Here is a 20,303-nt window from a genome sequence, read left to right as displayed (position 1 = left end):
GTCATCCACCCAATCCGGCAGCTCGCGCCAGGGCCGCAACCGCCATCCCGGTAAACACCGCGATGAAGTCGTTGCGCCGGACCACGGTCACGATCATCGCGGCGACGATGGCACCGACCACCACGACGCCGCCATCGACTGCGACCGGCAGGGCCGCGGCGACGATGATCGATCCGGGCAGCGCCTCGAGCATACGTCGCACCCGCGGGGTGATGGTGACGTAGCGCATCAGCCAGAAGCCGCCTAGCCGCGATGCAACGGTAACTGCCATCATCACGACAAAGGCGAACATCACTTCGGGACGCAGCATCTCAGTCATCGGGCATAAGTCCCGCGCTGACGCTACCCGCGACCGCGCCGAGGATGATGAACCAGTAGCCCGGCACTGTGTAGTAGACGAGCAGCGCCACCGCCCCTGCGATCACCCATGGCACCGCCCGCCCAACGCCCTTCCAGGCCGGCACCAGCATCGCTGCGTAGAAGGCCGGCATCACCAAGTCGACGCCGTATTTTTTCGGATCGGAAAGTTGTTCCGCCAGCAGGAACCCCGGAATCGACGACAACAGCCACACCACATAGAGCACGATGCCGCCGCCGACGAAGAACCAGGCATTGGCACCGCCGTGCTCGCGATAGCGCATCGCCGCGAGCCAGCCGCCATCGGTCACCAGCAGCATGGAGGGATAGGCCTGCCATGGCGGCAGCGTGCCGAACCAAGGCCGCAGGCTGGCGCTCATCAACGCGAAGCGGATGTTCACCGTCGTGATGAGCAGGGCCAGCGTCGCTATGGAGGAGATCGTGAGCTGGTCGGGCCACGATTGCACCGCCACGAATTGCGACAGCCCGCCATAGACGATGGCCATCATCACCTCGACTTCGGCGAGCGAGAATTTCTTCTGGGCACAGAGTGCACCGAAGGCGAGGCCGAATGCCAGGGTCCCCGGCAGCATCGGCGCGATCGCGTAGATGCCGGGCACGATGGCTTCGCCCGACCAGTAGGCCGACGCATGAAGTTGATCGGGACGATGGGGAGAGGTCATCGATGACGCCCGCTGCGGAGCATAACGATTGAGGCACGCGTGCGCCCCGGTCAAGCACGGAGGCGCGCCGACAGGTGCTGCACAGGCGACTGCATATGAGTCATGCGTCAGCGGCGGAGAGCCTACCGATGGTTGCAGCACCGAATGCCCGACCCAGCACCACGGCTCCGATCGCCAGTGCCGCGAAGGGACCGACCGGCGCGACCACGAAGGGAAATGCCACCAGCAGGCCGAGACCAACCCCGAGAAGCGCCAGCTCGCCTCCCTGCAGGGTTTCGCCGGCGGCGAGCCTGAGCAGCAGCGCCACGGGAATGACGAGCACCACAAGATCGTAGGCGTAGAGATAAGGGGTCGCCAGCGGCACCGCCGTGGCGAGTGCTGCCGCCTTCATCTCGAAGGATACGCGCCGGCGCCAGATCACGACGACTGCAACCGCGGCGCCGAGACTCATGACGACCTGCGCGCTACGCGCCAGCAAGTCGGACCCGCCGAGATAACGCACCAGTGACAACACACTTTGCATCCGGCCGAACTCGGCCCGGCCCTCCACCAGGAAGCTACTGGAGGTGCGCGGGAGCCAGTCGATGAAGGCTGTCCAGGCGTCGGCGCCGAAGGCGAGGAACGACATGGCAACCAGCACGATCGCCGTCACCGCCGCTGCGGCAAAGCTCCGCCAAAAGCCGCCGGCGACAAGGGCCAGCGGCAGCAGCAGGCCAAATTGCGGCTTGTAGAGCAGACAGCCGATCAGCGCGCCAGCGATCCAGGGCCGCCTCAGCAACGCCAGCAGCCCCCCGCCGAGCAGCGCCGCAGTGAGAAAACCGTTCTGGCCGATCAGCACATTATGCAGCGTGAGCGGCCAGGCGAATGCGAGCAGCCAGCCGAGCGGCGATCCGAGCAGGCGACGGATCACCATCGTGTAGATCGCAAAGCTCGTCGCCACCCAGACGACAAAAGCAAGGACATAGGGCAGCCGCGCCAGCTCCCTCGCGACCAGCAGATAGGGCGGCGGATAATGCCAGGCGATGAATCCGTCGAACGGCCCGCCAAGCACGGCTTCCTCGACAAGCTTGTGAGCGTTCCAGTCATAGGCCGCTGCCGGCCGGCCCTCAAGCACCATCCGGCCGGCCGCATAGACGTTGACGAAGTCGGTAGGGATGCCGATGCCGCGGGAATCGGTGATCCACTGCCCGGTGAGCGCGGCCAGTAGCCACCACAGCGCATTCATGGCGGCGAGTGCCAGCATCATCACGACGACAAAGCGCTGCGGATCGAAGGTAAGCAGCGCGTGAGGAAGCGGCGCGGCGGACCTCGCCATGGTCAGGCGCCGATTTCGGCGGCTTGCCGGCGCGGCTCCGCCACGGTCGCGGCAGCGTAGCGCAGACCGAGCAGCACAGCGACGAGCACCGTCGCCGCAAACCCGGTGGGCACGCCGGTGACGATATAGATCGCAAGCAGCAAAAAAACGCCGCCGAGCGCCGGCAGTTCGTGGCCGAGAAATCCCTCGGCGAGACCGGTCCGCACCAGCAGCGCCACCGGGATAGCGAGCGCCATCAGGTCGTAGATGAAGATGTAGGGCGTCACCAGCAGGGTACCGGTGGCGAGCGCGGCGGCCTTGAGCCAATAGGCGGCGCAGCCACGCCACAGCGTGACGAGCGCGACCACCACCAGTGCGTCGAGACCCAGTTGCGCAACCCAGGCCATGGCCTCACTGCCTTGGAACAGGCGGACGGTGGTATAGAGGCTCTGCATCTTGCCCCAATAGGCCTTGCCGTCGGACAGGAAGGCCTGGGAGAATTTTGGTAGCGCGTGAAAAAAAGCGACCCAGCTCTCGGTGCCGAAGACCAACCATGCCGCCGCGGCCAGGGTGAGGGTCACTGCCACCGCCGCGAAGAAAGCCCGCCACTCGCCGGCGACCATCAGAAGAAGTGGAAACAGCAGGCCATATTGCGGCTTGTAGCTGAGCAGGCCGAGGCAGATGCCGGCTGCCACTTTGCGGCTCGGCAGCAGATAGAGCGTCGCGCCGATCAGCGCCGCCGTGAGAAAACCGTTCTGGCCGATGGTGACATTGACGAGAAACGCCGGAAACGCGCCTGCCAGCAGCCAGCCAAACGGCCGGCCGACCAGAAGACGCATGGTCAATCCGAACGGGACGAAACTGACGAGCGGCCAAAGAATGAAGGCGGCGACATAAGGAAGACTCGCCAGCGCCGCCGCAACGAACAAATATGTCGGCGGGTATTGCCAGGCAAAATGTCCGTCGTAGCCTTGGCCGAGGGTTGCGACCTGAAGCGCCTTGTTGAAGTCCCAGTCATAAGCCCAGGACGGGTGCCCTTCGAGCGCCAGGCGTCCCGACGCCCAGACGTGGACGAAATCGGCGGGGATCCCGAGCCCCTTGCCGTCGATGATCCACAGATGGCCATAAGCCAACGGGAAGAACAGCGCATGCGCGATGCACAGCACGACGCACATCTTGACCGGCCAGGGCGGCAACGGATCGACCGGACTGAGGGGCGGCAGGGGCTCGGACACGCTCATGGATCAACTCAGCTTGAGCAACCCGCGACAGCATCCGCGGGTGGCCGCAAGCGGCGAATGGAAAAGGCGGATCGAACTGGCGCGTGTCGCGGGCGGGCCGACGGCTGCCCGACCATGCGTGGTTGGCAGGCTAAGGAGGGCGCATTGAGAAAGCCTTAAGCTTTTGGCCGACGGGTAAACGACATCGCCTTAGCTGTCCCGAAACGTTCTCGCTCTATGCATGGCCCTCTCGCCGCGAGCGACGAATGCGATCCCGATGATGGCGCCCTTCACTCTCATGTCCAACGGCCACGCCCCCAAGTCCACGACGCCGCGCCGCCAGCGCCGATCGCCTCTCCGATGAGCCGTATCGCGATCACCGGGGCGCGGGGCTTCATCGGCCAGCGGCTGACGGCCGTGCTGCGCGGCCAGAGCCACGAGGTCATCGCGCTCGGTCGCACGCCGACAGCGAACGGGACGATCCGCACCTGGCATCTCGGCGACGAGTTGCCGGCCGACTGCAGCACTGCCGATATTGTCATTCATCTGGCCAGTGCCGCGCTGACCGGCAGCGCCTCGGTGCAGCGCGCGGCCGAGCTGGACATCGAAGGATCCCGGAAGCTCGTCGCTCAGCTCCGCCGTTGGCGCCGTGACGGACACCGTTGCCGCTTCATTTTCGTGTCGAGCCAGTCCGCCCGACCGGATGCCCGCAACGTCTATGGCCGGAGCAAATGGACGATCGAGCGCCTGCTGACTGAACCCGACGAGATCATTGTTCGGCCCGGGCTGGTCTACGGCGATCCGCCAGCCAGCGTCTTTGCCAGTTTCGCTCGCCTGGCCCGGCTGCCCGCGGTACCGATCGTCGGCGCACGGCGAAGCATCCAGCCGATAGAGGCGGGTGAGCTCTGCGACTGTCTCTCCCAGATCGCGACTATGGAGCAGCCCCCGAAACTGGTGCAGCTCGGCGCCGTCGAACCGCTCAGCTTCGCCGAAGTTCTGAGCCTGACGGCGCTACGCGCCGGCCGGCGACCGCCGCTGATGATCCCGCTGCCAAGCGCGCCGCTCCGCCTGCTGACGAACTTCATCGACGGCCTCTTCCGCAGCAGGCTCACCGAACGGCTCGATGGCCTGATCGGCCTGCAGCCGCTCGACACCGCACCTTCGCTCGCATCGCTCGGCAGGACGCTGGCCCCGCTCGGCACCCGTCCTGCCGCACCGGGAGCAGCACCGTGACGGGAGCCGCCGCCGTGCGCTACGACCTTGTCATCATTGGATCGGGGCCCGCGGCGATCGCTGCCCTCGACGGAATGTCCGGTCCTCTGCGCATTGCCATCGTCACCGGGGAGACCTTGCCGGCGGACCGTCGCACCTGGCTGCACCCGAAGGTTCGTGCAGTGGCCGCCGAACGCGGCGAACACGCCGGCGTCGCCGATCTGCTCGGCGGTGGCAAGCAAGGATCGAAGTCGCTGTGGGCCACGGCAGCGATCGGCGGGCTCGCCAATTATTGGGGGCAACAGTTCGTCGCCGTCGACGCCGGCGATGCCTGGCCGGCCGACACCTTCCGCAGCCACGCCGATTACCTGACCGAGGTCGACGCGATCGAAAGCCTGTTCAGAGTGGGGGGCGGCGAGGCGCTCGACGGCATCCTGCCACGCCCGGGCTATCGCCTCGCCCTGCCGAGGCTGCTGACGGGCTCGACCGACGTGCCAGCCGCTGGCCTTTCTGCCATGCGCGAGGTTTTCGCGACGGCCGCTGGCAAATTTTCCAGCGACATCGTCGCCGGCCGCGCTCACTCCATCGCGCCCGACCGAGACGGTTGGATGGTGAGGCTGATAAGCGGCGGCGCCATTGCGGCGAAACGCGTGCTGCTCGCCGCCGGCGTCATTGGTAATGCGCAACTCCTCCTGCGGTCCTTCACCGATCTCGAAGCGGCATCTTTCGCCGATCACGCGCCGTGGATGCTCTACGCATCCGGTCTGAGGCCGCTCTTACGTTCGCGTCCGGACTTCGCGCCAAACCATTTCAACGCGCTCACTATCGAGCAGCATGACGGGGCGACATGCACCTCCTTCGCCTCGCTCTACGATATGTCGCTGGCCGATTTGAACCTGCTGTCTGCCGCCATCGTTGGCCGATGTTTCTCCGTGCTACGGGGCCGCGTCGCGCCGCGGGCCGCGTCGCTCGTCACCCCCATTCAGCTCTGGACCCGGCGGAGCATCGTGCGAATCGAGATCGCCTCGATGGGCACCGGCATCGTCGCGCGGTCCGGCGGGGCCATGCGCTCCGGCAGGGATCCAGCCCTGGCCGACATGACGGCGCTGCTGCGCGCCGTCGGCGGACGGGTGCTGCGGACGAGCCTCACCGCGCCCGGCCTTGGCTTCCATTACCACGACCTGCAGGTCAGGCCCCGCGGCGGTGCGTGGCGCGGCATCGCTGATTTCCTCGAAGACCGGACCGGGCCTGGCGTGATCTGCGTCGATGGCGCCGTGCTCGATGCGGTCGGCTGCTGCCCGCCCACCTTGACCGCCATGGCCAAGGCGAGACGCCTTGCCGCAAGGCTTTGCGATGGGGGCGCTGACATCCTTCGCTCCGAGCCCGAACAAACTAAACGGCCCCCCGACCGGACAGCCGGGAGGACAGGATGAGCGAGCTGACCTATGCGACCGCGCCGGAACAGGCGGCAGCGCTGCCGCAGCCGGAACATCTCCGCGCGTGAATTGTGCGAGCAAGCGATCGCACGGATCGAACGCCTCCCCCCATTACGAGGACCGGACGCCACTCGCGTTCGCAGCGCTCGTCGAGCAGGCTCTCGGCGGCTTCACGCCGCGCCCGGATAGCCGTGAACGGCCGGCAAGGCACGCCTGCTTCGACACGTCGAATTCGCCGTGCAGGGCCAGTCGAACCTCGGCCTTGCCACGCTATTTGGTCGAGCGCACGTCGCCGAAACGTTCCCACTGCTTGCCGGTGAAGCGCATGAATTGGACCTGCTCGACGGGCAAGTGATCGCCTGGGCCAGTATTCACCTTGATGCCGGGCAGCAGCATCGGCAATTCGAGATCCTTGATCGACAACGCCTGCTCCATGATGTTGTCGCGGCTGAGATCGTCGCCGGCGGCCTTGAGGACGTGCTCGAGGACCATGCCATTGTTGTAGCCATTGACGAAATTGGAGTCGCGGATATCGCCGTCGGGCACGTATTTCGCCATGTAGTCGCGCCAGCCTTTGACGCCCGGATCGTCCTTCCAGGCCGGATCGAGCGGATCCTTGACATAGGCGGTCGAAATGATGCCCACACCGGCATCGAGGCCGGCGGGCTCCATCACCGATGAGATCCAGACCGAAACATTGGTCAGGAATCTCATCGGCGTCCAGCTGATCTCGGAGGTCTTGCGGATGGCCTGTGCGGCGAATTTCGGCGTCGCCGCGATCACCAGGACATTGGCGCCGGAGGCTTTCAGCCTGACGATCTGGGAATCGATTGTCGGGTCGGTCGCTTCATAGGTAGCAACGGTGACGGCATGATCGAATCGTTCGCCGAGCACATCCTTGAGGCCGGCGAGGTAGTCTCGGCCGAAGTCGTCATTTTGGGCAAGCACCGCGAACGTCGCGTCAGGCTTCTGCTCCAGGGCGTAGCGGGCATACATCCGCGCCTCGTTGCGGAAGGGGGCCATCACTCCCATGATCGCCAACGGAAACTGGGCGGGATCACCGAACTTCGATGCCCCGGAGGCGACGAAGAGCTGCGGCACCTTCTTGCTCTGGAGATATTTGGAGATCGCGGTGTTGTGGGCTGTGCCCATTGAGGAGAAGATGAAAGAGACCTCGTCGCTTTCGACCAGACGGCGAGTCTGCTCCACCGTCTTGGGCGGCACGTAGCCATCATCCAGCGAAATCAGATTGACCTTGCGGCCGTTGATGCCGCCGCGGTCGTTGACCATCTTGAAATATGCGACCTCGCCCTTTCCCAGAATGCCGAAAGCGGAGACCGGACCGCTGTAGGGCATAGTCTGACCGATGCGGATTTCGGCAGATGTCACGCCGGGCTGGTTCTGCGCCGCGGCCGGCTCAACGACGGCGGCCATGAGCGCAAAGGCTGCGGCGGCGATGCGGGATCTCATGGGGCTTTCCTCCTCAGAGCAATCGCCGGCCTGTCGTTCTCGTTGTCGCTGCCGGTCCGGCGCCGATCATAGGGGCCGGCCGAGGCGACGCAACGAAAAAATCTATTTTTTCTATGAAGTAGATTTTCGTCCGTGCCCGACCTAGGCTCACCATCATGTCAGGCCGTCCAATACCCTCCAGCACCACCCAGTCCGTCTATGAGCGGCTACGCGCCGAAGTGCTCAGTGGCCAGCACCGCCCCGAGCAGCGCCTCAAGATCAGCGAGATCGGCGCCAACCTGAACGTCAGTATCGGCGCCGTGCGGGAGGCGCTGTCCCGCCTTACCTCGGAGGGCCTCGTCACCGCCGAGCCGCAACGCGGCTTCCGAGTCGCTCCGGTCTCGGTCGCCGACCTGCGCGACCTCTGTGCGGTACGGATCGATCTGGAAATCTCTTGTCTGCGCCGCTCCATCGCCAATGGCGACGTCGCCTGGGAGGCAGCGGTGCTGGCGAGCCATCACCGGCTTGCCGGCACACCGATGATGAGCGAGACGGGCGGCTTCGATCAGGGCTGGAGCGCCGCCCATACCGAGTTTCATCGCATCCTTGCCTCTGCCTGCGGCAGCCCGTGGCTGATGAAGCTGCGCCAGATGCTGTTCGTCCACAACGAACGCTACCTCGACCTCGCGCTGGCGGCGGACAAGGGCGACCGCGACATTGGCCCGGAACATCGGGAGCTGATGGAAGCAGCCCTGGCGCGCGACGCCGAGCGGGCAGCACAGCTGATGACCAAACACATCACCCGAACCGCGGCCTCGATCGAGCATGGCCTCGCACGGCCGCCAGCCAACGACCGCGCCTGATCGGGCGATCAAGGCTGCACCAATGAAAACCGCCGGATGCGGGCGCATCCGGCGGTTCGAGAGTTCACTTCGAGAGAGCAACGAGAGGCATCAAGCCTGAGGCTGGGGCTCAGTGCCGATGTCCGGCTCCGGCCGTGGCCGCGGCCGGCCGGCCGGCGGGACCGCGGAAGTTCGCGGCGTCGTCGGCTCCAGCACCGATTCCCGATTCGGCTTCTTGCCGTTGAGCAGATCGTTGATCTCGTCGCCAGACAGCGTCTCGAATTCGAGAAGGCCCTTGGCGAGAGTCTCGAGCTGGTCGCGCTTGGTGGTCAGGATATGGGTCGCCTCCTGATAGCCCTCCTCGACCAGACGGCGGATTTCCACATCGATCTTCTGCGCCGTGGCTTCGGAGACGTTCTGCGTGCGCGACACCGACATGCCGAGGAACACCTCGTCCTGGTTCTCGCCGTAGGACACCGTGCCGAGCTCGTCCGACAGACCCCAGCGCGTCACCATCATGCGCGCGAGACGCGTCGCCTGCTCGATGTCAGAGGCGGCACCGGAGGTCACCTTCTCCTTGCCGAAGATCAGCTCCTCGGCAACGCGGCCGCCCATCATGATGGCGAGACGCGAGGTCATCTGCTCCAGGGACATCGACAGCTTGTCGCGCTCCGGCAGCTGCATCACCATGCCCAACGCGCGACCACGCGGGATGATGGTGGCCTTGTGCACCGGGTCGGTAGCTTTGACGTTGAGCGCGACGATGGCGTGACCGCCCTCGTGATACGCAGTGAGGAGCTTTTCCTCTTCGGTCATGACGAGCGACTTGCGCTCGGCCCCCATCATCACCTTGTCCTTGGCGTCCTCGAATTCGTTCTGGGTGACCATGCGCTTGTTGCGCCGGGCGGCCATTAAGGCGGCTTCGTTGACGAGGTTCATCAGGTCGGCGCCCGAGAAGCCCGGGGTGCCGCGCGCGATCGTCTTGAGATTGATGTCCGGCGCCAGCGGCACCTTGCGGACGTGAACCTTGAGGATCTGCTCGCGGCCGACCACGTCGGGATTGGGCACGATCACCTGGCGGTCGAAACGGCCCGGGCGCAGCAGCGCCGGGTCGAGAACGTCGGGCCGGTTGGTCGCAGCGATCAGGATGACGCCTTCATTGGCCTCGAAGCCGTCCATCTCGACCAGCAGCTGGTTCAACGTCTGCTCGCGCTCGTCATTGCCACCACCGAGGCCGGCACCGCGATGGCGGCCCACGGCGTCGATTTCGTCAATGAAGATGATGCACGGCGCGTTCTTCTTGGCCTGTTCGAACATGTCGCGGACGCGCGAGGCGCCGACGCCGACGAACATTTCGACGAAGTCCGAGCCGGAAATGGTGAAGAAAGGCACGTTGGCCTCGCCGGCCACGGCGCGGGCGATGAGGGTCTTGCCGGTGCCCGGAGGACCAACCAGCAGCAGACCGCGCGGGATGCGGCCGCCGAGACGCTGGAACTTGCCCGGGTCACGCAGGAATTCGACGATCTCCTGGAGGTCCTGCTTGGCCTCGTCGACGCCGGCGACGTCCTCGAACGTGACGCGGCCGTGCGCTTCGGTCAGCATCTTGGCGCGCGACTTGCCGAAGCCCATAGCCTTGCCGGCACCGCCCTGCATCTGGCGACTCAGGAAGATCCAGACGCCGATCAGGGCGATGAAGGGCAGCCACGACACCAACAGCGACACGAACCACGGGACATTGTCGCCCGGCGGACGCGCGGTGATCGACACCTTACCGTCATAGAGGCGTTTCACCAGGGTCGGATCGTTGGGCGCGTAGGTCTGGAAGCTGCCACCATTGGTGAAGGTGCCATGGATCTCCTGGCCCTGGATCACCACGTCGCGGACGTGAGCCTGGTCGACCTCGGACAACAGCTGCGAGAAGGAAATATCCTGCGATGAGGCGCGCTGAGCCGGATTCTGGAACAGCGTGAACAACGCCAACAGCAGCAAGACGATGATGACCCAGAGGGCAAAATTGCGCAGATTGGCGTTCATTCGGATTCCTTCGTGGCCGGCATCAGCACGGCCGATTTTCTCATCACCCCAGCCTCTCCATTGCCGCCTGAACCCCCCGAGGGGCGTCGAAATGGCAGATGGTCGGGACCGGTCGTCATACGCACTCGTGCTGCCGGCCGATTTCGGGCCAAGTGAGCCAAGTGAGCTGGAGAGAAGTATGCTTTCCAACCAAGGCTAAATTTGAACCAAGCCTCTGAACCAAGCTTCCGGCCAAATCGTATCCTCCCTTCGGCGGATCACCGATTTGAACACGAGCTTTCGGCTCGGACACGGCGACGGCTACAGCCCTACAATCTAGGTGTCCCCTCGGCCACTGCCAAGGGAACCCCTTGAGACTATTTAGCGCATTTTGCCGCTGCTCCGCGACAAATCGGGGCCTTGCCCCCACCCGTCGGTCGCTTGGTTAAAGTTCGTTCTCTGGTACCGCCGACCGCGGCGCGCGTCGCGGCGGTGCCGGCGCCACCGAGACACCTTTTGTCCCCAGACTGACGACGGCTCCCGCCAGGGTCTGCTTGACCCGGGCAGGCGGCCGAGCCCAGGCCTGCTCCAGGGCTGCCAGCAGCTGTTCGGCCTTGGCCAGTTCGGCGGGTCCCTCATCGCCGGCCCGATTGATGGCCCGGATCAACAGCCGTAACCGGATCTCGCCGGGCGCGGCAAAGAAGGTGGCAACATCGATGAACGAGCGGCGCGCCGCATCGTCGACCGCCACGCAGGCCCGCTCGGCCGCATCGGTCACCTGCTCCAGCGCCAGATGAGCTCGCGACAGCCGGCCGGCAAGCCGCGCCAGATTGCGCGCGTCTCCGCCCTCACGGGCGAGGACCGGCAATAGCGCGCGCAGCCGCGCCCGGGTGAATGTCAGATCAAAATTCGTCGGGTCGACGGCGTAGCCGATGCCGGCGACGTCGAGCGTCGCCAGCAGACGTGATTTCGGCACATCGAGGAATGGTCGCGCCAGCACGAAGCCGTCACGGATGCTATGTGGCGCCATCGCCGAGAGTCCGGCGATGCCGCTGCCCCGCAGCAGACGCATCAGGACGGTCTCGGCCTGATCGTCGCGGGTATGGGCGGTAACGACATGGACACTGCCGAACTGGCGCGCCAGCCGCGCAAGCAGCGCATAACGGGCCGAGCGCGCTGCTGCCGGGATGCCTTGCGCGGGCTTGGCGCCGCGCCAGCGCAGGACGTGGTGTTCGACCCCGAGCGACTTGGCCAGTCGTCTGACGGCGCGAGCCTCGGCAACTGCCTCCGGCCGCAGACCATGATCGACCGTCACTGCGATCAGGCGGGGCCCGCGCTCGCGCGCCGCGCGCCAACGCGCCGCGAGCCAGAGCAGGGCGACCGAATCAGGGCCGCCGGAGACGGCCAGAACCAGTGCGGGCAAATCGCGAAAGCCGCCGAACAGGAGGTCCGCCTCGGCCGGCGAGACCGGCGCGTCCTCGTCCCCGGCTCGGGACTGTCCCTCCCCTGACTGCCTCCTCATCCGATCGCCCCATCGTCACGGCACGCCGTCTGACCGGCGCGGCGACAGTAACGCCGCCGATTCGAACTGCCTACCGCCAAGCTGATGCTCGGTGCCGAGGTGCAAATCGCGACGCGACAGGAGGTTCAAGGACTTCCGGATGCGTTCAGGCTCACCAGTCGCCGATGCTCGGCAACCGAACGCTCAGCACTTGATCCGCTTCTGTTCGCGATCGACGCCCTGGCGCACGCCGGCCGAGGCCTTGGGATATTTGCGCGCGACCTCGCCAAGCGCGGCACAGGCGGCTTCCTTCTCCTTGAGGGCCGCGAGCGACTGACCGAGCCGCAACAGCGCGTCAGGCGCCTTGACGGACGTCTCGAATTTGGTGGTGACGCCAAGGAATGCCTCTGCCGCATCACGGTAGCGCTGGCGCTGAAAGAGACTCTCGCCGAGCCAGTATTGCGCATCGGCCACCAGATGATCCGAAGGGTATTTCTGCATGAAATTACGCATCGTTTCCTCGGCCAGAGCGTAATCCTTGCGCTGAACATAGCCGATACCGAGGTCGAACTCGTCGCGCGGCGTCGCGGCGGGCGGCAGGGTCGTCAAGCCGCCGCCGGATGAGGGCGCGGCAGTGTTGGCGAGATCGAGTGGCTCTCCGGCTCCCCGCCCACCGGGAGCGCCCACTGCCGGCCCGCCGCCCAGCGCGCGCGGTGCTCCCGGCGCATTGGGATTGAGCGCCGGATCAAAGGCATCGCCGCGACGGCGCCCGGCGGCAGCCGGCTGATCGGCCACGACCGGCGCCGCCGCCTGCGCGGAAGACTGCTGCTGATAGACCGGGGCCGGGCCCGGTTGCTGATAGGCCGGCTCGGATGGCGGATTGGTCGCGACCGGGCCCGGCGCTGCGGCGCGCCCCGCGCCGGCAGCCGGCTGTCCGGCCTGGAACTGCCTGATCTGATCCTCGAGCACACGATTGCGGTGCTGAAGCTCCTCGTTCTGTCCCGTGAGCTGCCGGATCTGGCTTTCGAGCCGCTCGATCCGCTGCGGATCGTCCGCATCGTCCATCTGCGCGAAGGCCCGTACGGGCAACACGGCGACCGCCGCGAGCGCCAGCGCCGCGCAGGCCGAAAGATGAAGTCTGGATGACATGGCCTCAGGTCCGGAATTCGAGATCGCGAGCTGCAAGCTAGACGTCGCATCGACTGCGCCGCGTAGCGCGTGGCGGCCGCTTAATGAGGGATGCAGTACGCCGAAAATGTGGCTTTGACAAAGTGCCGCGCAAAACAATACCGGCGCCCTCCCGGGCGCCGGCTGAAGACGCTTCCGCCCGAGGCGGCGGCCGGTGGAGGCTTACGAGCTGGCGTTCAGCACCGTGACCGCGCGTCGATTCTGCGACCAGCACGAGATGTCGTTGCAGACCGCAACTGGACGCTCCTTACCGTAAGAGATCGTGCGCATGCGACCCGGATCGATGCCGCGCGAGGAGAGATAAGCCTTGACCGACTGGGCGCGACGGGCGCCGAGCGCAATATTGTATTCGCGGGTCCCGCGCTCGTCGGCGTGGCCTTCAATGGTGAAGGAATAGCGGCTGTAGCTCTGCAGCCACTGCGCCTGCTTGTCGAGCGTCGCCATCGCCTGCGGCGACAGATCGGTCTGGTCGCTCTCGAAGAACACGCGGTCACCGACGTTGACGACGAAATCCTGCTGGCTGCCCGGGGTCGCGGCGTTCGCCATCGCGCCATCCGCGCCCAGACCGTTCTTGTTGGCGCAAGCACCCATCGACAGCGCCACAGCCAGCACCGCGGCCAGCTTGAACCCCTGGAGGATACGCACTCGACTGCTCATTCCGGAGCCTCCACGCTCACGTTTATTCCGACTTGAACGGGTCTACAGGGCGATGGTTAAACGAACGTTCCGTCAACCTTGATGAGACCTTGCCGGACTCGTTCAAATGCCGGAATTCGCATGAAAGCCGGCGCGATGGTTAATGCGTCGTAAATGTGGCGCGATGGTGAAGGCCGACCGCGAATGCTCCGGAAGATTCAGTTCCGACTTTCGGCCAAGGACTTAGCGGCCAGATCAGGCCTCGCTGAGATCAACCTCGAGCTCGCCGTCGAGCACCTTGCGGGCGGTGTCGCGATCGAGGTCGCGCTCCCAAGCGGCGATCACCACCGTCGCCACGCAATTGCCGATCAGATTGCCGACCGCCCGCGCCATGCCAACGAACCAGTCAACCGACAGCACCAGAACGAGGCCGATGGCGGGAATGGCCGGCACCGCGCTGAGCGTCGCGGCCAGGATGACGATGGCTGAGCCGGGCACACCATGGGCGCCTTTGGAGGTGACGAGAGAAATGCCGAGCACCACCAGGAGGTCGGTCAGCGACAGCGGCGTGTTGGTGGCCTGGGCGATGAACACGGTAGCCAGCGTCAGATAGATCGAAAAGGCGTCGAGGTTGAAGGAATAGCCGGTCGGCACCACGAGCCCGACCACCGAGTCCTTGATGCCCAGTCGCTCGAGCTTGCGCATGACCTGCGGCAGCACGGCGTCCGACGATGCGGTAGCCAGCACGATGGTCAATTCCTCGCGGAGGTAGCGCAGGAACTTCAACAGACTGAACCCGACCAACCGCATCACCGTCCCGAGCACGACCAGCACGAACAAGATCACGGCGCCATAGAACAGCAGCACCAGGGAGACGAGTTGCTTGAGCGAGCCGACGCCGTAGCGGCCGACCGTGTAGGCGACCGCGCCGAGCACGCCGAGAGGCGCCAGCCGCACGACGAGCGCCATCGCCTTGAAGAGCACGGTCGAGACAGCACTGATCATCGCGGTCACCGGCGCACCGCGGTCCCCCACCAGCGCCAGACTGACGCCGAAGATCACCGCGAAGAACAGCACCTGGAGCACGTCGTTGCGTGCCAGAGCGTCGAAGGCGGTGGAGGGGATGACATTGAGAATGAAGCCACCCAGCCCGCTACCCTGAAGCCGGTGGGCCGATTCGGCGTAGCTGCCGAGGGCCTTCGGGTCGAGACTTGCCGGATTGACATTCATGCCATGACCGGGACCGAAGACGAACGCGAGCACGATCCCGAGCGCCAAGGCAATGGTCGTCATCACCTCGAAATAGACCAGCGCCTTGACGCCGACCCGGCCCACTTTGGTGAGGTCGCCCGCGCCGGCGATTCCGTGGACGACGACGCAGAACACCACCGGCGCCACGATCATCGAGATCAGCTTGAGAAAGACATCGCTGAAGAATTTCAAGCCGACGGCAAAGTCCGGCGCCGCGACGCCGAGAATGACCCCGAGCGCGAGGCCGGCCAGCACCTGGACGAAAAGCGATTTATAGAGCGGGGTCGAGGCCTTGGCCGCCGCCGGTAAAACCATATCGCCAGTCGTCATTTCGTCTGCTCCTGCTCGCTTTTGCCGGAATATCCCAGATATCGAGCAGAAATTCAAAGCAAGGCGCATGCCATGATAATGTGCCGGCCAGCGATCGTATCAGCCGAGCGGCGCGATCGTGGCCTCACCGGTATCGGGCTCGCCGAGCTCCATCAACGAAGGATGGGGACGTCCCGCCCGGCGGGTAAAGAGCTGCCGCCGCTCCGCCGGAGTCGAGCGGAAAATCGGATAACGCCCGAACACCTTCTCGCGGTTTTGATGGAAATCGACGGCCATCAGGGACAGTGGCTTAGTCAGAGTCGGATAGGGACGCGGCTGGCAAAGCTCTCGGTGAAGAAAAACACGCCGGTAGAAGGCCTGATGCTCCAGCCGGACCGTCGCTGTTCCGACGTCGGCAGCGAAATGTTCGCAGGCCACATAAGCGAGTCGCAGCGTGATGTACGGCAGTTCCGACAGCTTCCGCTCGCGCAAGGGATCAGCCACAAATCGATTTGGATCGACGATGACCTTTCCAGCGGCGAGCACCGGCTCCAACACATCCGGAAAGGCGTCGACCGCAGGCGTGTCGGGCATAGCCGCCGTCGCGACGCTGATCCTGACCGAACTCGCCAATACGCCGTCATGATAGATGCCAAAGATCCAGGAATTCGGCAGATCGTCAAAGCGATCGGCGAGACGCTGGTCCGCCCGTGGCGTGATTGCGCCCTCGTGCAGGTAGGCGCGGTATCTCAGGTGGTAGATCTGCTCCTTTTCAGTATCTGTCTGCATCAGTCTGTAACTGAAGGCGGACGGCACTTCTTGTCTGCTCGAACGGGGGTGTTGATGAACCTGCACCACAGAACTCACAGAATTCCCCACGAACGTAACTTCGACCAATCAGTCACATATTGATTCAAGTTAATCTGACATTAACGCAACTGCAAAGCAGTCATTTCATTAGGGTTAACCGTCGAGTTTTGCGCAGAAATGATGCGCCGGCGGTCAGAGCAGCGACCGTACCGGCGGCTGGTTACGGCGTTCGTCTTTGACGCGACGGCCATGGGACGCGTTCAACAGTTGGCGGATTTGCGCCGAAGGGACCGGCGGGCTGAAAAGATAGCCCTGCGCCTCGATGATAGTGCCGTCGGCACTGATCAACTCGAGCTGCTGGTTGGTTTCAACCCCCTCCACCACCACGCTCATGCCGAGATCGACGCTGAGCCTCGCCACCCCGCGCAGCAGGGTTCGCGGCCGCTCCTGATCGATGCCTTCGAGGAATGAGCGATCGATCTTGACCTTCTGCAGCGGAAAATTGTTGAGATAACTGAGGCTCGAATAGCCGGTGCCGAAATCGTCGAGGGAAATCCGCACGCCTGAGCTGCGCAACTGGCCGAGTACGTCGAGGGTCCACTGCGAGTTGCGCAGCAGCGACGATTCGGTGATCTCCACTTCCAGCCGGTCGGCAAGCAGACCGGAAACCTCCAGCGCCTCGCGAATATCGGTCAGGACGTCGCGGCGGTGGAATTGCTGGGACGAGAAATTGACGGCAACGCTGACCCCTGCCGGCCATTCCATGCATTCCATGCAGGCCTTGCGCAGGATCCAGCGACCGAGATCGACGATCAGCCCCATGTCCTCGGCGACCGGAATGATTTCCGAAGGCGGCACATAGCCGCGCTCGGGGTGGTACCAGCGCAGCAGCGCCTCGCAGGTCGAGATGCGCCCGGTCTTCAGATTGACCAGCGGCTGATAGAAGATCTCGAATTCGTCGTTGGCGAGAGCCCGCCGCAATTCGAGCTCGAGGGTGCGGCGCGTCTCGACCACCTGGGCCATTTCCTCGCGGAAGAAGCAAAAGGTGCCGCGGCCTTCGCTCTTGGCGCGATAGAGGGCCATGTCCGAATTCTTGAGCAGCACATCGACATTGGCGCCGCTCGACGAAGTGGTGGCGATCCCGATGCTGGCGCCGATTTCGACGAGGTGATGATCGACCTCGTAGCGCTCGCTGAGCTGGTGGACGATCCGGCTCGCCAGCGCCGCGGCGTCGTCGATCGTCCTGATCTTGTGCTGGAAGACGACGAATTCGTCACCGCCGAATCGGGCGACGAAATCTTCCGGCCGCAGCATGTCCCGCAACCGCCGGGCGACGGCGCGCAGCAGGCGGTCGCCGCAGGGATGGCCGAGCGTGTCGTTGACCTGCTTGAACTGGTCGAGGTCGATGAACAGCACGGCCGAGAACTCGCGGCGGCCGTGACCCGTGGCGAGCAGGCGATCGATCTCGTCGCGGAAATACAGCCGGTTCGGCAGCCCGGTGAGCTCGTCGAACCGCGCCATGTGATTGATCCGAGCCTGGGCGTTACGCCGCTCGGTGATATCCTCGACCAGCACGACGGTGCCGCCGCCGGGCATCGGCTGGAATACCCATTCCAGCGCGCGTTCCGATTCAAGACCAGGGTCCGTCGTGGTGAGATCGGCCAGGTGATGGGCTTCGATCTCGCTGACGATGCCCTCGGCGCTTGTCGGTGACAGCGTGCCAGCGGTCACGCAGGCTGATGCAACCTCGCCAACATTCGCGCCGCGCTCGACCAGATCGCTCGACACCTTCAGCATCGTCGCGAAGCAATTATTCATGACGGCGAGCCGGCCATCGGCCCCGAACATACAGAGCCCGTTCGGCATATTGTTGAGCGCGGTATCGAACTGCGCTGCAATGGCCGCCTCCCTCTCGGTGGCGGTCAGCGCCTTCACGAAGATCCTGTGCAGGTTCAGATTGATATATTTCAGTCCGATGAAGAACAGCACCAGCAGGAAGGCAAGACCCGCATAGTAGATGTCCCCGTTCAGCGCTAGCCCCAACGACATCGGTGCCGAGGTCAGCAAGATGTGTCGCTGGATGATCGAGGGGCGGCCGTAATTGCGACCGACGCTGGCGGCCGTGTAACCGATGGTCACCCCTGTAGCCAGCATGTGCGCGACACTGTCGTCGCTGCCCATCAGGACGACGAAGCACCACAGACCCAGAGCCGCGGCATAAAGATCAGCTCCGATGGTGTAGCGCGGCTCCCACCATTTCGCCCGCTCCGGCGTCAATGGCGATTCGTGGCGCTCCCGCTCGTAGCCTCGCATCTGAACCGATCGCGCCGCGCCAACGACGACGATCAGCCCTGCACAGGGCCACAGCCATGGATTTCCGGTCTTGATGGCGGTCATCACCGCGGCAACAGCCGCCGATGCGAAGCCCGCGAACGTCGCAGGGAAGTTCTGGAACAGCGAATCGACGAGCGCCGTCGAGATTGACGGCGGCAGATCTTGTTCGTTCGGTACCTGCTTGGGATCCGCCAGCTGCATGAACACATGTCTCGAAAGCGACGCGCTTTCTTAGCCGCAGCTCATGAAATATTCCTAAGTCAACAGGGTTACCGGGATATGAATGCGCCTTCCGGCTGGCGAAATTTGCTCACTAAGTCAGCAGGCTAGGCAAGATATGCCGACTCTTCCGGGAACTTACACGGCTTTGTCCCGTGTCAGGACAGCAATGGCGACCACGATGGATCGGATGCGAACCCCGGCGTCGGCAGACGTTGTTCGTTGCGCCCGGAGACGTCGATGGTGAACAGCGATGGCCCCGAATTGCCGCCGGGATCACGGAAGAACATCAGGACACGACCGTTCGGCGCGAAAGTCGGCCCCTCGTTATGAAAGCCCGATGTCAGAATCCGCTCCCCGGAGCCATCCGGCTTGATGATGCCGATGGCGAACTGGCCCCCACCCTGCCGGGTGAATGCAATGTAGTCGCCCCGCGGCGACCAGACCGGTGTCGAGTAGCTCCCGCCGTCGCCGAACGAGATCCGCTGCGCCGGACCGCCATTGGCCGGCATCACGTAAATCTGCGGCTTGCCGCCACGGTCGGACTCGAAGCAGATCCGGCTGCCGTCGGGCGAATAGGACGGCGAGGTGTCGATGGCCGGCGAGTCCGTCAGGCGCGTGGTCGACTTCGACCGCAGGTCCATCACGAACAGGTTGGAATTTCCGCCCTGCTGCAGGCTCATGATGATGCGCTGGCCGTCCGGCGAGAACCGCGGCGAGAAGGACATTCCGGGGAAGTTGCCGACGATCTCGCGCTGCCCGGTCTCGACATTGAACAGGTAGACCTTCGGGTCGCCCTGGCCGAATTCCATATAGGTGATTTCCTGGGTGGTCGGCGAGAAGCGCGGGGTCAACACGAGATCGCTGCCACGGGTCAGATAGCGCACATTGGCGCCGTCCTGGTCCATCAGCGCGAGCCGCTTGATGCGGCGCTGCGCCGGTCCGCTCTCGTCGACGAAGACGATGCGGCTGTCGAAATAGCCTTTCTCGCCGGTCAGGCGCTCATAGATCTGATCGGAGATGATGTGGGCGATCCGGCGCCAGTATTCCGGCGAGGTGAAGTATTGCTGACCGGTGAGCTGCTGGCCCGAAACCACGTCCCACAGTCGGAATTCGGCCTTGAGGCGGCCATCCGACTGACGCGTCATGCGACCGGTGACCAGCGCCTGGGCGTTGACCGCGCGCCAGCTCGCGAACTGCGGCGCTGAATCGATATTGGTGACCTTCTCGACGAAGGCGGCGGGATCGACCGGCGCGAACAGGCCGCTGCGCTTGAGATTGTTGGTGATGACCTGGGCGACGCCGTTGCCGACCTCGCCATCGGATGGCGAGCCGGCGACGAAATTGGGAATGGCGATCGGGATCGGCTGAAAGGTGCCTTCGGTGATCTGCACCCGCGCCTGCGCCAGGGCACGACGGGCGAGCATCGGCGTGGCGAGGAGCGCCGCCCCGGCGGCAAGCACCTGCCGTCGCGTCGCCAGGCGCTTCACGGGAACCCTGCTGGAGAAAATCGTCATGATATCAATATACTCGTTTGCGATCGATGAAG

Annotated in this window: 16 protein-coding genes; 3 read left to right on the top strand and 13 right to left on the bottom strand. The window is 64.6% G+C overall.

What is annotated here, in order from left to right:
- Nucleotide 1 precedes the first annotated feature (1 nt).
- The 4 genes from DB459_RS10495 to DB459_RS10480 all read right to left on the bottom strand — a co-directional run bounded on the left by DB459_RS10495 (nucleotide 2) and on the right by DB459_RS10480 (nucleotide 3,575).
- Nucleotides 2-319, bottom strand: a complete 318-nt coding sequence (locus tag DB459_RS10495) for an AzlD family protein (RefSeq protein ID WP_253712788.1) — start codon at nucleotides 317-319, stop codon at nucleotides 2-4.
- A complete protein-coding gene (locus DB459_RS10490; protein WP_253712787.1) occupies nucleotides 312-1,040 on the bottom strand; it encodes an AzlC family ABC transporter permease in 729 nt (242 codons plus the stop codon). The genes DB459_RS10495 and DB459_RS10490 overlap by 8 nt, the downstream gene beginning before the upstream one ends.
- 100 nt (nucleotides 1,041-1,140) lie before the next feature.
- Nucleotides 1,141-2,355 (bottom strand): glycosyltransferase family 87 protein, encoded by a 1,215-nt coding sequence (locus tag DB459_RS10485; protein ID WP_253712786.1) that lies wholly within the window; start codon nucleotides 2,353-2,355, stop codon nucleotides 1,141-1,143.
- Between the two features lie 2 nt (nucleotides 2,356-2,357).
- On the bottom strand, nucleotides 2,358-3,575 hold the full coding sequence (locus DB459_RS10480) for a glycosyltransferase family 87 protein (protein WP_253712785.1): 1,218 nt from the start codon (nucleotides 3,573-3,575) through the stop codon (nucleotides 2,358-2,360).
- Between the two features lie 216 nt (nucleotides 3,576-3,791).
- On the opposite strand from DB459_RS10480, the gene DB459_RS10475 reads away from it, so the two are divergent.
- Together DB459_RS10475 and DB459_RS10470 are read left to right on the top strand one after the other, a co-directional pair.
- Entirely contained in the window at nucleotides 3,792-4,787 is a 996-nt protein-coding gene (locus DB459_RS10475) for an NAD-dependent epimerase/dehydratase family protein (RefSeq protein WP_371926917.1), read from the top strand.
- Complete coding sequence (locus DB459_RS10470; RefSeq protein ID WP_253712783.1) at nucleotides 4,784-6,199, top strand: hypothetical protein; 1,416 nt, start codon at nucleotides 4,784-4,786, stop codon at nucleotides 6,197-6,199. The genes DB459_RS10475 and DB459_RS10470 overlap by 4 nt, the downstream gene beginning before the upstream one ends.
- A 273-nt stretch (nucleotides 6,200-6,472) precedes the next feature.
- On the opposite strand, the gene DB459_RS10465 is transcribed toward DB459_RS10470, so the two are convergent.
- Nucleotides 6,473-7,672: an ABC transporter substrate-binding protein gene (locus tag DB459_RS10465; RefSeq protein ID WP_253712782.1), complete on the bottom strand. Its 1,200-nt coding sequence runs from the start codon at nucleotides 7,670-7,672 to the stop codon at nucleotides 6,473-6,475.
- Between the two features lie 155 nt (nucleotides 7,673-7,827).
- Between DB459_RS10465 and DB459_RS10460 the strand changes: the two genes are divergently transcribed.
- On the top strand, nucleotides 7,828-8,514 hold the full coding sequence (locus tag DB459_RS10460; protein ID WP_253712781.1) for a GntR family transcriptional regulator: 687 nt from the start codon (nucleotides 7,828-7,830) through the stop codon (nucleotides 8,512-8,514).
- Nucleotides 8,515-8,604: 90 nt separating this feature from the next.
- Here DB459_RS10460 and ftsH read toward each other — a convergent pair whose 3' ends face one another.
- The 8 genes from ftsH to tolB form a co-directional block, all read right to left on the bottom strand.
- The gene (ftsH, locus tag DB459_RS10455) at nucleotides 8,605-10,527 is read right to left on the bottom strand and encodes an ATP-dependent zinc metalloprotease FtsH (RefSeq protein ID WP_253712780.1); all 1,923 of its coding nucleotides are present in this window, start codon (nucleotides 10,525-10,527) and stop codon (nucleotides 8,605-8,607) included.
- A 424-nt stretch (nucleotides 10,528-10,951) separates the two neighbouring features.
- Nucleotides 10,952-12,028, bottom strand: a complete 1,077-nt coding sequence (gene tilS, locus DB459_RS10450) for a tRNA lysidine(34) synthetase TilS (RefSeq protein WP_253712779.1) — start codon at nucleotides 12,026-12,028, stop codon at nucleotides 10,952-10,954.
- A 183-nt stretch (nucleotides 12,029-12,211) separates the two neighbouring features.
- A complete protein-coding gene (gene ybgF / locus DB459_RS10445) occupies nucleotides 12,212-13,156 on the bottom strand; it encodes a tol-pal system protein YbgF (RefSeq protein ID WP_253712778.1) in 945 nt (314 codons plus the stop codon).
- 201 nt (nucleotides 13,157-13,357) lie between these two features.
- Nucleotides 13,358-13,852: a peptidoglycan-associated lipoprotein Pal gene (gene pal, locus DB459_RS10440; RefSeq protein ID WP_253712777.1), complete on the bottom strand. Its 495-nt coding sequence runs from the start codon at nucleotides 13,850-13,852 to the stop codon at nucleotides 13,358-13,360.
- A gap of 234 nt (nucleotides 13,853-14,086) precedes the next feature.
- Nucleotides 14,087-15,412 carry a dicarboxylate/amino acid:cation symporter gene (locus tag DB459_RS10435; protein ID WP_253712776.1) on the bottom strand — a complete coding sequence of 442 codons (1,326 nt, stop codon included), beginning with the start codon at nucleotides 15,410-15,412 and terminating at the stop codon, nucleotides 14,087-14,089.
- A gap of 99 nt (nucleotides 15,413-15,511) precedes the next feature.
- Complete coding sequence (locus tag DB459_RS10430) at nucleotides 15,512-16,207, bottom strand: hypothetical protein (protein ID WP_371926916.1); 696 nt, start codon at nucleotides 16,205-16,207, stop codon at nucleotides 15,512-15,514.
- Nucleotides 16,208-16,393: 186 nt separating this feature from the next.
- A complete protein-coding gene (locus tag DB459_RS10425) occupies nucleotides 16,394-18,736 on the bottom strand; it encodes a bifunctional diguanylate cyclase/phosphodiesterase (RefSeq protein WP_253712775.1) in 2,343 nt (780 codons plus the stop codon).
- Nucleotides 18,737-18,912: 176 nt separating this feature from the next.
- Nucleotides 18,913-20,271, bottom strand: a complete 1,359-nt coding sequence (tolB, locus tag DB459_RS10420; RefSeq protein ID WP_371926915.1) for a Tol-Pal system beta propeller repeat protein TolB — start codon at nucleotides 20,269-20,271, stop codon at nucleotides 18,913-18,915.
- Nucleotides 20,272-20,303: the final 32 nt, after the last annotated feature.

Origin of the sequence: Bradyrhizobium sp. WD16 (assembly GCF_024181725.1) — a bacterium.
Taxonomy (GTDB): domain Bacteria; phylum Pseudomonadota; class Alphaproteobacteria; order Rhizobiales; family Xanthobacteraceae; genus Bradyrhizobium_A.
The sequence above is the reverse complement of the archived record's forward strand: the minus strand, read 5'-3'. Positions and strand labels throughout refer to the sequence as shown.

Excerpts from the sequence above, each read along its gene's own strand:
- DB459_RS10495 (WP_253712788.1), bottom strand. The coding sequence starts at position 319 with ATGACTGAGATGCTGCGTCCCGAAGTGATGTTCGCCTTTGTCGTGATG.
- DB459_RS10490 (WP_253712787.1), bottom strand. The coding sequence starts at position 1,040 with ATGACCTCTCCCCATCGTCCCGATCAACTTCATGCGTCGGCCTACTGG.
- DB459_RS10485 (WP_253712786.1), bottom strand. The coding sequence starts at position 2,355 with ATGGCGAGGTCCGCCGCGCCGCTTCCTCACGCGCTGCTTACCTTCGAT.
- DB459_RS10480 (WP_253712785.1), bottom strand. The coding sequence starts at position 3,575 with ATGAGCGTGTCCGAGCCCCTGCCGCCCCTCAGTCCGGTCGATCCGTTG.
- DB459_RS10475 (WP_371926917.1), top strand. The coding sequence starts at position 3,792 with ATGCATGGCCCTCTCGCCGCGAGCGACGAATGCGATCCCGATGATGGC.
- DB459_RS10465 (WP_253712782.1), bottom strand. The coding sequence starts at position 7,672 with ATGAGATCCCGCATCGCCGCCGCAGCCTTTGCGCTCATGGCCGCCGTC.
- DB459_RS10460 (WP_253712781.1), top strand. The coding sequence starts at position 7,828 with ATGTCAGGCCGTCCAATACCCTCCAGCACCACCCAGTCCGTCTATGAG.
- ftsH (WP_253712780.1), bottom strand. The coding sequence starts at position 10,527 with ATGAACGCCAATCTGCGCAATTTTGCCCTCTGGGTCATCATCGTCTTG.
- tilS (WP_253712779.1), bottom strand. The coding sequence starts at position 12,028 with ATGAGGAGGCAGTCAGGGGAGGGACAGTCCCGAGCCGGGGACGAGGAC.
- ybgF (WP_253712778.1), bottom strand. The coding sequence starts at position 13,156 with ATGTCATCCAGACTTCATCTTTCGGCCTGCGCGGCGCTGGCGCTCGCG.
- pal (WP_253712777.1), bottom strand. The coding sequence starts at position 13,852 with ATGAGCAGTCGAGTGCGTATCCTCCAGGGGTTCAAGCTGGCCGCGGTG.
- DB459_RS10435 (WP_253712776.1), bottom strand. The coding sequence starts at position 15,412 with ATGACGACTGGCGATATGGTTTTACCGGCGGCGGCCAAGGCCTCGACC.
- DB459_RS10425 (WP_253712775.1), bottom strand. The coding sequence starts at position 18,736 with ATGCAGCTGGCGGATCCCAAGCAGGTACCGAACGAACAAGATCTGCCG.
- tolB (WP_371926915.1), bottom strand. The coding sequence starts at position 20,271 with ATGACGATTTTCTCCAGCAGGGTTCCCGTGAAGCGCCTGGCGACGCGA.